The 12096-nt window shown below is 38.0% G+C and carries 14 protein-coding genes; 5 read left to right on the forward strand and 9 right to left on the reverse strand.

Annotated elements, in window-relative coordinates; all coding sequences use genetic code 11:
• Positions 1-16: 16 nt before the first annotated feature.
• Positions 17-547 (reverse strand): hypothetical protein, encoded by a 531-nt coding sequence (locus tag PMAN_RS16940; protein WP_006794431.1) that lies wholly within the window; start codon positions 545-547, stop codon positions 17-19.
• A gap of 181 nt (positions 548-728) precedes the next feature.
• Between PMAN_RS16940 and PMAN_RS19240 the strand changes: the two genes are divergently transcribed.
• The gene (locus PMAN_RS19240) at positions 729-962 is read left to right on the forward strand and encodes a DUF1294 domain-containing protein (protein WP_339327663.1); all 234 of its coding nucleotides are present in this window, start codon (positions 729-731) and stop codon (positions 960-962) included.
• Positions 963-1016: 54 nt separating this feature from the next.
• On the opposite strand, the gene PMAN_RS16950 is transcribed toward PMAN_RS19240, so the two are convergent.
• The 8 genes from PMAN_RS16950 to PMAN_RS16985 form a co-directional block, all read right to left on the reverse strand.
• Positions 1017-1361: a PEGA domain-containing protein gene (locus PMAN_RS16950; RefSeq protein ID WP_006794433.1), complete on the reverse strand. Its 345-nt coding sequence runs from the start codon at positions 1359-1361 to the stop codon at positions 1017-1019.
• 209 nt (positions 1362-1570) lie between these two features.
• On the reverse strand, positions 1571-1903 hold the full coding sequence (locus PMAN_RS16955; protein WP_010556898.1) for a hypothetical protein: 333 nt from the start codon (positions 1901-1903) through the stop codon (positions 1571-1573).
• 20 nt (positions 1904-1923) lie between these two features.
• On the reverse strand, positions 1924-2721 hold the full coding sequence (locus tag PMAN_RS16960; protein ID WP_008129968.1) for a DUF7738 domain-containing protein: 798 nt from the start codon (positions 2719-2721) through the stop codon (positions 1924-1926).
• A gap of 47 nt (positions 2722-2768) precedes the next feature.
• Positions 2769-3116 carry an immunity protein YezG family protein gene (locus PMAN_RS16965; RefSeq protein WP_008129966.1) on the reverse strand — a complete coding sequence of 116 codons (348 nt, stop codon included), beginning with the start codon at positions 3114-3116 and terminating at the stop codon, positions 2769-2771.
• A gap of 22 nt (positions 3117-3138) precedes the next feature.
• Positions 3139-3651 (reverse strand): hypothetical protein, encoded by a 513-nt coding sequence (locus PMAN_RS16970; protein ID WP_008129965.1) that lies wholly within the window; start codon positions 3649-3651, stop codon positions 3139-3141.
• 4 nt (positions 3652-3655) lie between these two features.
• The gene (locus PMAN_RS16975; RefSeq protein WP_008129964.1) at positions 3656-3829 is read right to left on the reverse strand and encodes a hypothetical protein; all 174 of its coding nucleotides are present in this window, start codon (positions 3827-3829) and stop codon (positions 3656-3658) included.
• A 230-nt stretch (positions 3830-4059) separates the two neighbouring features.
• Positions 4060-4920 (reverse strand): immunity 49 family protein, encoded by an 861-nt coding sequence (locus tag PMAN_RS16980; RefSeq protein ID WP_008129963.1) that lies wholly within the window; start codon positions 4918-4920, stop codon positions 4060-4062.
• Between the two features lie 13 nt (positions 4921-4933).
• On the reverse strand, positions 4934-8755 hold the full coding sequence (locus tag PMAN_RS16985) for a contractile injection system protein, VgrG/Pvc8 family (protein WP_008129962.1): 3822 nt from the start codon (positions 8753-8755) through the stop codon (positions 4934-4936).
• Positions 8756-9090: 335 nt separating this feature from the next.
• Between PMAN_RS16985 and PMAN_RS16990 the strand changes: the two genes are divergently transcribed.
• The 4 genes from PMAN_RS16990 to icmH are packed head-to-tail and all read left to right on the forward strand — an operon-like array spanning position 9091 to position 12090.
• Positions 9091-9510 carry a hypothetical protein gene (locus PMAN_RS16990; RefSeq protein ID WP_008129960.1) on the forward strand — a complete coding sequence of 140 codons (420 nt, stop codon included), beginning with the start codon at positions 9091-9093 and terminating at the stop codon, positions 9508-9510.
• Positions 9511-9544: 34 nt separating this feature from the next.
• A complete protein-coding gene (gene tssJ / locus PMAN_RS16995) occupies positions 9545-10012 on the forward strand; it encodes a type VI secretion system lipoprotein TssJ (protein ID WP_008129958.1) in 468 nt (155 codons plus the stop codon).
• Positions 10012-11352, forward strand: a complete 1341-nt coding sequence (gene tssK / locus PMAN_RS17000; RefSeq protein WP_006792568.1) for a type VI secretion system baseplate subunit TssK — start codon at positions 10012-10014, stop codon at positions 11350-11352. The genes tssJ and tssK overlap by 1 nt, the downstream gene beginning before the upstream one ends.
• A 15-nt stretch (positions 11353-11367) precedes the next feature.
• The gene (icmH, locus tag PMAN_RS17005; RefSeq protein ID WP_006792569.1) at positions 11368-12090 is read left to right on the forward strand and encodes a type IVB secretion system protein IcmH/DotU; all 723 of its coding nucleotides are present in this window, start codon (positions 11368-11370) and stop codon (positions 12088-12090) included.
• Positions 12091-12096 lie beyond the last annotated feature (6 nt).

Below are 12096 nucleotides of genomic sequence, written 5' to 3' on the forward strand. Positions count from 1 at the left end.
CCGTAAGCACCGGGAGCTATTTGAATTTTACGGCTTGATTGCTACGCGTATAAATGCGTGACTCTGGTTTGGTCCATTCACCTTTTTTTAAATAGGAGGTAGACACAACCAATTTCCCATCTTTTAAATCGCTGGTCGACTTCACTTTAGTAATGCCTTCTTTACTACCTGTAACCTCTTCGTAAGCAACAAACTGCGTAGGGCTGAGTACTTTTATAGTGCCTTTTGTATAAAAACCGGCTGTTGTAAAATAATAAAAAACCAATGAGTCTTTTTTGCTATCGTAAAAAATCATCGACTCGCCACCATATTCACCCTCATTAATAGAGTGCTTTGTTCTTATTGCCTTACCATTAAGCGCACGCTCCCATAAGCCTACGTCTTGAACTGGTTTAGTGCCTGGTGCAACATCAAAATCAGCTTGCCACGAGCCTAAATAAGGCTGAAATACACTAAGGTGTTTATCAAGTTTAAGTGGTTGTTCTTTTGCGTGAGTTGTAAAAGCTAAAAAGCACAAAGTAAAAAATAGCACTTTAAAATATGTCATAATTATTCTCTTATTATTTGAATTGATACAGACCAGTATAGGCGATAATTACTTGATAAAGAAAATCTTAATAGTTCTATCCTTACTTTTTATATCCATAGTATGGTTTGTACATTTTCAGTGGGGCGTAACTATTTTGGCGCCTACTTATATAACAGCTATTAGTGCCATAACATTTATTATGTATGCGTGGGATAAACACAAAGCTAAGCAGTCGGTAAATAAAAAAGTGACTCGTACGAGCGAGCGAACTCTTCATTTATTAGCACTATGTGGGGGCTGGCCAGGGGCGTTAATTGCTCAGCAATTGTTGCGTCATAAATCACAAAAAAAGCGTTTTATAACGGTACTTTGGGTGTGCATTTTATTAAATATAGTTTTACTGGTAGGTGGCTATACATTTTTATGCGCTTAATGCCTTTTATCTTTATAGTTAAAGGCATTAAGCGTAAATCGATAATAACTGGTATTAATTGGCGCTTTGGTCCGCGGCTATTTCATCTAACTCTACAGTTAAAATTGTTTTTTTATCAACAACAACCCACTTTCTGTAGGTAAGGTATCCTGCTTTGGTAACTTCTATATCGTACTTACCTTCTTTTAATTCCATGGCGTCTTGGTAAACAGGGGCAATATTCATAATGCGCACGCGTGCATCAGCAGGGTTGGTAATAACGGTTAACGAAATTGGTGCGTTTTCCTCAACTACCTCATTAACAGGCTCTACTGACACTTGCTCAGTTTCTTGAACAGGAGAGGTGGTTGAACAACCAGTTAAAATTAACAATAGTGCCAGTGCGCTTAACTTTTTCATAGGTACTCCATAAAATCATTTAGTAGTGTTCAATTTCACGAAATATCATGGAGGACTATCAACAAAAGGGGGGTACTCGCTCGTCTTCCTTGACTTTCGTTTGTTTAAATAACAAATCGACTTACAGTTTAATATGTATCCAGCCTAGGTTCAATTATTGTTGTTAATTAATCAAAATTAAACATAAAAAGTATACAAACGATCCGCAATTAAATTATTAGTAGAGACTCATCATCATTATCGCGCTCAAAGTTTAAGTTAAACTGGCCTTGACGAGTGATAGTAAAAATAGCGCGTTGCCAATTTTCAGTCTCATTTTTAATGCCGTGGTCAAATAATGTTTTGAATAATGCAGTTATCGCGTCAGATACTGCAATAGCATGGTGTGTATCGTCATCTGCTTTTATAAAGCGGGCTTTGCACTCAAGTATATTATTGTTTTCGCAATCTAAAATAAGGTGTGCTTTAAGCCATGGCTCTTTTATTTGTTGATAAAGGTACTGACCGAGGTGTTGCGGGATGTTTTTAATATCTGGTTGCATGTGCTTTCCTTAGCGTTTAGTTATTGAGCAACGACTCGCTCAGCGACACTTTCGAAATAACGAGAAGAAAAAGACGGTGTGGCTTTTCTTTCTTTTAGGTATTCCTCAGAAAAGAGGGTGACGCCTAAGCTGAGCACTTTTATTTCATTTTTATTTTGTGGGTTTACATCTACCCTAATGCCAATTTCACCCTCGTTAAAATAGGGTGGGGCCTCTTTATCGCACGCAAAACGTGAACCAAAAATAGTGGGCATATACGCCTCACCAAAATAATGGGGATTTTTTGGATTAAATGCATACAATTGATTATTTACTTTACTCATATCCCAGTTGCCTTTAATTGCAGCCCCATTAACCCAAAGCGTTTGAGTAAATGGCGTTTTAGAGCGAGATTCATTCGCTTCTCTTTTTGTTTTGCGTAGGCGTTCACCATGTGTGGCTCTAATATTATCTTCACTAAAAGCAATGGTTTCATTAAACTCAAAGGTCAATGTTTGAGCTGTGTGCTTATTGGTTTTAGAATAGAGACCAATACCAATTTCATCCCAATAATACACATCGTTTGCTAAGTGAGTGACTCTGTCGTATGGGCCAAGTATTTTAACCCATTCATCAATGCTGGCATCAAAAATAAGTGATTGTCCTTTATAGGTTAAATTACAGCCATTAACTTGAAAATCACTTCCTTCAGGAGAGGCCACTTGTATTTTTTCTGCGGGCGCTAATAATGAAGTTACGGTGCTCACAGTCACTTTGTCGCACCCCGCTAGCGTTAAGGCAAGCGCTATAAATATAAGTTGCTTAGTTAAAGTAGTCATAAATATCTCTAAAAAGGGTGGTGAAGTTTGATTGTGATTTGTCTTATTTATTGATGTATTTCAACAGCAGCGATTACTTCTTCATCATTATTATCGCGCTCAAAGTTTAAGTTAAACTGACCTTGACGAGTGATAGTAAAAATAGCGCGTTGCCAATTTTCAGCCTCATTTTTAATGGCGTGGTCAAATAATGTTTTAAATAACTTAGTTATATTTTCAGATACTGTAATTGAATGCTGTGTATCGTCACCTGCTTTTATAAAGTGGGCTTTGCACTCAAGTATATTATTGTTTTCGCAATCTAAAATAAGGTGTGCTTTAAGCCATGGCTCTTTTATTAGTTGATAAAGGTATTGACCTAGGTGTTGCGGGATGTTTTTAATATTTGGTTGCATGTGCTTTCCTTAGCGGTAAAGTTTATAAAGTGCCGTTTTCGTATTTTTTGGCAATTGCCTTTAATTCAGCAAGTAAACCATCTTTTAACATATATAAGGGTATATCCCACTCCTGTGGTGTTATACTTGCTATATAGTCCTTGCGGTTACTATTCCAAATATTTAATCCAGGTACGTTTTCAGCGCAGCAATGCATCATGGCATTAACTCCAATAGTTTCTCCCTCAAACTCTGCAGTTGTACTGCGTTTAAAGTTTGAAAAACCACCTTCGTCCTTTCTTTTGAAAAATCCATTCTCTATTTGGTCTACTATCCAAGGTAATGATCTAAGTGGAAGTTCAGATTGTGTGAATCGTCTTACTTTTTTTATTTTTGAATAATAATCAGTAGACACGATTAAATACGCTTCTTTTTTAAAGAGCATCGTGTTTTCATCTGGGAACATTTCATAGTTAATAGTTAAAAGCTTTCCTTCGTTATCCTTCAAGTTATTGTGATCAATAAGCCCTAAAGGAGGAGCTATATATTTATTCATTTAATTAACCTTTAATTGGTGGTAATAGGATGCTCAGAACATTCTCCATCTCGGAAATTGTTGGAGGATCATTTTCAAGCGTTAATGTTTCGACTACCCCATGATCATTTACCTCATGGCGAATTTTAGTCATTCCATCGTCTGTAAATTCACTATTAGCGCCAAATGGACTTTCCATAGTTTGCTAGACACCTAATTATACCTTTACTCTTAAAGCGCAGCGCCTCTTAACCTCTTTGTGAATCATTCACTTAAAATATTTTTTTGCACAAAGAGAAAAAATGAGAAGTAAATGAGGGTGTTAACCATAAAAAGTAGTCATTACTTGAAAGGCTAGGCGCTTATTTTTAGCGCCTAGCCTCACAACATCCATGTTGTTAAAGAGCGGGTAATTATTAATACGTTCGTTTATTCTGGTTTTGGTGGGTTAACATTGATTAACCAATCAGGAATGTACTCATTTTTAATAGTAAGTTGATAACCTTTGACTTCTTTAGCGATAACGGCCATTGCGATAAGGGGGATTGCTAAACCTCCACTTCGGCTGCCTGAACGCTCTTCATCACTGTAATATTCTTTGTGCAGTAATAAAGCCTTTTCCATGGCGCTATTGTAGGCTTGCTCACCGTCTTCGGTGAAGATGGCTTCGATAATAGATACTAACGGCCACTTTAGGCGGCTGGCATATAAATACGCTTCATCAATTGGGTAATCACCAGGATTTGAGGTGACATACGCTTGCTCAAGGAGGTGTGCTAAGTCGGCGTCTGGGTTGAATAACCCTTTGAGTAAATCAGCTAAGGCGTAATCAAACGGTTTGAGTTGATTGCCGTAATTAGAGTTTACAAACACCTCATTGTCGATGGTGGTTAAAAAATCAATGGCCTCTTGATTGCGTACGATAATCGCGGCATATAAAGCAAGTAGCCAAACAGGATGCTCTGCATTTTCAGGGTTTTTCTTGCCAACCACCTCTAGGTACTCATCATCATAAAAAAATGGAAAGGCTTGACCATCATTAGCGTTACTCTGGAAAATACCGTGGCCTAATTGTGATGCGCGTAGTAGGTATAACCAAGCATGATACCCATTGGGGTTTTCAATGGCTTCCATCGGGAATGATTCAATTAAATTTCGTTTAAATTGAGTTTGCAACCCTAAGCTTGGATTCTTTTGGATACGGGGGACGTTTTTTTCTTCGTGTTTTTTGTATCGCTCACACATGTGTTCATAACTTACTTTTGCAAAGCTGTAATGGCTTTTAATCATCTAAAAAATCTCCTTAAAATCCAATATCAAAAATAGACACATCAATAACGTCAATTAGCCCAGCGTCGTTGGCTTTTTGCTGTATGCCAATATATTCTAGTGTTCCATCTAGTTTAGCGTCTTCTAGTGAATCTAACATGTCTTGGATGCCCTCAACCTGCTTAGTAAAGGCTTCTTCGCCGACTTTACCATAGCGAGGGTCTTTTGTGAGTGTATCTAGTTTAGTTGTGTAATTATCAATCACTGAATTCATGTACTTGGCGGAACCTTGCTGGGCACGCTCCTCTCCAGCCATTCTGCTACCCCATGTTGCATTACCGCCTTTACCTTCCATGATAAGGATTTTACCATCTTCGGTAATATACACTTGGTCAAACTCACCTTGTTTGCCGTTACCGGGTAATTTTGTGTTTAACGGTTTGGCGTTAGGGTAGTTTTGTTGTACATAAATGCGGGCGGCTTCTTCACCTAAGTCTTCACTGGCCAGTCGCATGGCTTTTTGTGCATCTTTTAATGCTTTAGCGTTTCCAGCTAATAGGGCAGCATCACGTTGTGCAACCGCGTTGTTTCGCGCTGTTTCAAGTGTTTTTAAACGTTTTCTTGCGGCTGAGTCTAGGTTGCTGTGTTTAATTTTTAGTTTTTGTGACAAAGTATTAAACACATCGATTTGGTCAGATACAGTAACTAACGCGCCATTTTCATAACGCAGTTTCGGTGGTTTAGTACCATCTAAGCGCTGTATGATAACTTTGCCGTCTGCGTTGGTGTATGCGCGGTAGTTGCCACGGATATCATCAGGCAGATTTTGTAATAAGTAGTCAGCATGTGCTCTTGCTGACACCTGTGTTGTTACGCCTCGATTGATACCCGGCTGTAATGTCACATCGGGCTTGTCAATGCGCTCAATTAACTTAGGTTGCTGAGGCGATACGGTATGCGAGATAGTTTTGTTAAGTTGCTCTCGTTTGAGTATGTCTGCCGTTTTAACTAGTGAGCGGTGCGCATTGGCAAGGTGTTTTGATTTACTTGCTACAGATGCGGCAACACCAACCCCACCTGTTAATATTGCTAGTAAAACTTCAAAGGCCATAATGCCGGTTATGCGCTGTTTTTCAACATAGGAATGGGCTTCAATATAATCATAGGGGAAGCGCGCGAGTGTATTGCGGATATCCTCATCGTCCATTAATACAATTAATAGCTCAAAGGCTTGTGACAATGCACTGGTTGTTTTTTGGCTAAAGACTAAGATGGTTTCGAGTTCTTGTTTTACAGCCTGTTTATCACCACTTGCAACGGCATCAATCATTCTAAAGCAAGCAGAATACACACTGATATTAACATCAATTCCAAGTACTATTAAATCAGCAATACCCGTTACAAGGGATTTAGCGCCTTGATATAAGCCCGTTGCGCGTGCCCCGGTTTCAATCATCCATTGGGTAAAAAAGTCCTCTTGCTCAAAAATAGCATCGCCAATCGCGGCTTGTTTGCGAATTTCATCAAGCATGAAAGTAAGGTGTTGATTGAATTCTTTGCGCAATTGAATGAGTTTTTGCTCATCAGCTTGTGTGGTTGCACGTAACAAAACATCACTTTTACCTTGCGGTAAATTAGCTAAGGAGGCTGCACCGTTTGCCAGTGAGCCGGTGTGTTCAACACCCTCATTATCGATAACGATATAGTCAACACCCTCGACGGGTGAGCCATCATTATAAAAATATTCAAGATCAAGCTGAGCGAGTGAGCCTGCAGATAGCGTATTGTCACTTAAATCAAACGCAGTGATTTGGCTAATACTGGCAGGGTTTGAAACACTTGGGCTGCTGGCGGTTTGTGGGCTTTCTATGTCGTAATCAACCGGGCCATCAAAGGTTATAAATGTGCCATCGAGTGTGAGTACATTTGTTGCAGTAATATCAACATTACCTTGGCTGTCGAGTTTTATCTCGCCGCCTGCGTTGTGAATAATTAAATCGCCTTGGCCGGAGCCGGTAATATCAATACTGTTATTGGTTTGTAAAAATGTAGAGCCATTAGGCACATTAAGCTTTAAATCGCTATTATCAGTTTTAAGAAGTATGTCGCTTTGGATATTTACTTTTATAGCGCGACCAGCAAGTAAAGACAGCTCTTGATCGCTTTCAACACGTGTGTTTTTACTACTAAAAGATTGATTACCTGCGCTTTGATAATTTATGTGGCTGTTATTGGTAGTTTGCTCAATGTTATTTTTTACATCAATAAATTGATTGTTTTTAATAACAAATTGCACATTACTTTGTTCGGTTTCAAGGCATAGGTCGCGTCCAGCGTGTAAATTAATAGTACCGAGTTGGCTTATCCATTCAATAAACTGTCGGCCAGATTGTTTAGCGTTGAGCTCTATGTAATGTTCACTGGCGAGCGTTTGTAAAATGACTTTAGGCTCGTTTTGCTCGTCGTCAAATAAAAGTTCGTTTTGGGCTGCGCTTAAAAGGCGGTTATGTGTTGGGTTGGCTGCTGTTACTACACTTGGCTGATCAGCGTTAAGTGCAAAACCCATTATAAATGCGTTGTTGGGGTCGTTATTAATACACCCAATAAGTACCTCTGAGCCACCGACCAGTGGGAAGTGCCAGCCAGTGGCTTGAGGTTGGTTTTGACATGCATATAGCGCCAATTTTTTTAATGCAGGGCTTGACTGAGTTAATGGCCGTGCTGTTTTATCAAAGTCGGTGCGTGTTCTATATTCGCCATGTTCATCTACAAATGCGTTACCCGTTAATGATTCAACTTTTGCTGCAAAAACCATTGGTTTAGCTGTGTGATCCACAGGCATTGGTTTAAAGGGCGTACCGCGCTCAATAAATTGTGCAACACAATGATAATGCGTTTCGCCGTTATGGCTGCTTTCGTCATTTGCTTGATTTAGCGTGTGTTCTACTTTTATACACAGCAAATCGCCGCTGGCAAACCCCATTTGATCGTCAAGTGATATTGAGCATCCTGCAAATACATCTGATACGTTACCTGTTAAGGTAATTACCTTGTTATGTGTACCTAATGCGTTACTAAAATTTTGTGCTTGTAATGCAGCTTGGCTAGGTGTTTCTGCTACGGGCTCAAAAAACGATTGGCTATTGCTGGCTACTTTTTGAAATTGCCCATGTGCATTACTTATTGCTGCATTATTAGATATGCTTTGTTTTACTTCACTGTGCATAAATCCAAAAAAACTATTGTTGTAAAGTGCGTTCATGCCAGCCGTTGCTTTGACCTCGAGTACACCTGTATTTAAGTAGGGACTATTTAAATTACTGTCACTTATTATTAATGTTTCGGTGTTTGTATCGCTTTCAATCCAATAAAAAAGGCCATGTTGAGATGTGAGCCTATTAAAAAATGACCAGTCACTTTCCATTGCTTGAACACATTGCGCTACCTGAGGTAAAGCTGAACTTGTTCTAAATACAATTTGCCCTGCTGAATAGCCTGCCTTGTACGCTAAGTGTGTTAGTACGTCTTGTATGTTAACTGATATAAACACTTTGCTATTGGCCGTGTTTTTTAATGTTGAGAGCCTGTCTTGCACGGTAATAGCAAAACGATAAACCTTATTAAATGCACCTAAGTTGGTAACAGATGTAATTAGTCCTGCTTGTTGTCGGTATTGATTTTTTTTATTTACAAAGATGACATTGGCGTTAGCTAATAAATTATCAGATTGGAGATTTTCTGAGGACTCTACGGTTATTGAGTAATAAAAACCTTGATTAAGTGTTTCGTGGCCTTGTAGGTGTGTAACGTTAAGGTTTTTATCGTTAACCTTTAAAAAAAAACTAGCCTTACTCACAACGTTGCAATCCTTGCTCAGTAAAAATATCCGCTAAACATACCTGTTTGAAAACTTTTGATCAATAAAATAATAATATATATGTGTATTTTATTATCCCTATTTTCTGGATTGTTTCAAAAATAGGGATTGTTGTTTATTGTTGCAAAATGTTGATTAGTTTTTGTTTTTAGAGTTTTTATTCTATTTATTTTAAGTTTTTATTAATGTTATTTATTAGGGTTTATATAGGTTGACAATGCCTGTTTGGAGTTTGTATTATTGCGTTTATTAAATGGACAGAATGCTAACCTTGTACTACGAGGTTAAATAAAATTGATGACAAGGAGCTTGTTATGAATAGAAAAGAGTTTATAAATCAAATAAATAGCTTGTACTCTTTGGCTTGGTCAATGACTACAAGTGTATCCTCCTTACTTGATCAAGTGGGTATTCCTGCCCATCGTGTTTTTTCAGAAAAGTCCATAGAGCATTTTTTCTTTTTTTTAAATAATCCCCCAATTGATAATGAAAAAGTTACTTTAATTAATGGTGATGTATCTATTTATATTAAAGAGCTTTCTTTAATAAATACTAAATTAATTACATCTATAGATGATGTGGTTACTCAGTCTTTATTAGTTGAATCGCAAGAGAAAAGTAAATCAAAACGTTTTTTAGGGTTGTTTAAAAGTGACAAGTGGTCTGATTGTGCGAACGATAGATTTAATAAAGTAATTTGCCCAGTTTACGAAGCTAATCTGTGCAGAAACTAATTTTAATTTAAATAAAAATAATTATGAGGTAAATATGCGCTTTATTACAAAGGTTATAACGAGCTTTTCATTGTGTTTTATTTTAGCCGGCTGTATGAGTACTAACGTAAGTTTAGATGTTAAGGCAACAGATAATTTAAACTTAAACCAGTTTGATGAGGCTTTACCTGTTGTATTAAAAGTTTATCAATTGTCTGATATACAAACATTTAAAACAGCCACGTTTGAAGAGTTGTGGAAGTCTGATAAATCAGTATTAGCAAATAGTTTAATTACACTAGAAGAGCGCACTATTCACCCTTCAGAAAAGTCTGAAATTAAGTTTGAACAGGCCGAAAATGCCAAGTTTGTAGCGATTGTTGCATTATTTAGAGACCGCAATGGGGATAATTGGAAAGCATATTATCCGCTAGCTGATGGGCCGGTTAAGTTATCTACCTCATTAGATGTGTTAGTAACTAACAATGAAGTGCAACTACCTGGTGTGGATAAGGCCGAGTAATGAACTTAAAAGCTCCCGCTAAGCCTGTATGGGCTGAAGGTGTATTGCTGGCTCAGCAACATTTTCAGTTATTTGATGATTACCACGATCAGAGTCAAATAGTACGCCATGCACTTACATCACCTTTAGCTTTTGGCTTAGAGCATTTTTCTATTGACGAGTCGTCTCTTGCCAGAGGTATTTTAAAAGTAATTAGCTTTAAACTCCTGCTTGAAAATGGCCGTTTATTAGATTTTGATCGCCAACAGCACGAAGAGCTAAAACTGGAGCTTGATAATACACATGAAGAGAGTGTTATTTATATTGCTATTGCTGCAAATAAAACAGTAAGCAATATAGAGGGCTATGCAGCGAGTGGCCAATTAAGCGCCTACGAAGCAGATTATATTGATTTAGAAGATAACCACGATGCGTCACGTAGTCGCGAAGTATTAATTGCGAAACCTAAATTTATACTGCTGTCTGATTCTGACGTTAAAACCTATTTTGATACGGTTGCCTGTTTAAAAATAGCGCGCGCAGATGATGGATCATTTATTTTAAATAAGCAGTTTGTGCCGCCTTTATTAAATATAACAGCTTCGTCTTATTTAACTGAATTATTAAATAGAACGGCAAATTTGGTTAATGCAAAAGTAAACGTGCTTTTAAGCAGACGAAAAAATTATGGCTCGGTGACCGACTTTGGCCCAAATGAAATGAACACATTTTTATTGCTTAATGCCATGGCGCCGTCGGCTAAGCGGTTAGATCATCTTAAAAACCTTTCTTTAGTTCATCCTGAACGCTTGTATTGCGAATTGGTTGATTTAATTAGTTCAGTTTCAATGTTTGAGCACAGTGATTTAGTTAATCAGGTTCCTCCTTACCAGCATAAGCATTTAAGTAATGTATTTGGCCAATTAGATGAGTTGTTAACGCGTTTACTTGAGGGTGTAGTACCTAAGAAAATGGTGGGGCTTAAACTCGAAAAAACATCAAATGCAATTTACCAAGTGGCAACCATTGATTCTGCAACCTTTACAAATAACGACTTTTATCTCGCGGTGTATTTTGAATCAGAAGACACAAAATGGATTGAAACCTTTAGTGAACAGGTGAAAGTAGGCGCAAGCGAAAAACTCGATATTATGATTTCGTCGGCATTAGCTGGTGTTCAGCTAACACATTGCCAGCGCCCTCCTAATAAGCTGGCTATAAAAAGTGGTTATGAATACTTTAGGCTTGAATCACATGGGTTTATTTGGCAACAAATTATTGAAGAACAGTCATTAAGTTTATTTGTGCCATTTGGATTACAAAGTGCACAAATAGAAATTGTGACCGTTGCACGCAGTTAACGTTGAGTTGAAATTATGCAAGAAAAACAACAAGAACAAGATTTAGTCGCGTGCATCTCTCCGGTGATCAATGCGCTCACTCCTTTAAAACTTAAGCAGTCTACTACTGTTGAGCTAGAAGAATTTAGAGAAAGCTTATTAGCTAGCTTTGACGAATACGAACGTAATTGCTATTCGCAGCAAGTGACAACCAGTTTAATGCAAGAAGTTAAATTTGCATTAACAGCAATGTGCGATGAGTTTGTAATGAGCTCGGGTGCACATTTTAGAATGGATTGGATGTCGCGACCTCTGCAGCTTGAATTTTTTGGTAATAACCGGGCAGGCGAAGAGTTTTTTGAGCGCTTAAGTAAGTTAAGAACAGGGGGAGAGCAAAAACTCGCTGCATTAGAAGTTTACTATATTTGCTTGCAACTTGGTTTTGAAGGTATTTACAAAGTTAAGGGTATCGAGCAATTAAAAGCGTTAATTGTTGATGTTAGAGCACAAATTGAAGACATAAAAGGCACTCCCAGCGCTCAGCTTTCTGAAAACGGTGTACCTGCAGAAGGGTTTGCAATGAAGGTGGGCCGCAATATTCCTTATTGGGTTATTTTATCAATTTGTCTGGGATCGATTGCCTCTTTATTTGCTGGGTTTCATTACGTTATCAGTAAGCAAGCGACCCAAAGTACACAAACAATAAATAACCAAATTGAAGTGCTGACTCAGCTCAACAAAACCAACGAAACACGATAGGTAATA

Origin of the sequence: Pseudoalteromonas marina, from assembly GCF_000238335.3 — a bacterium.
Lineage (GTDB): Bacteria > Pseudomonadota > Gammaproteobacteria > Enterobacterales > Alteromonadaceae > Pseudoalteromonas > Pseudoalteromonas marina.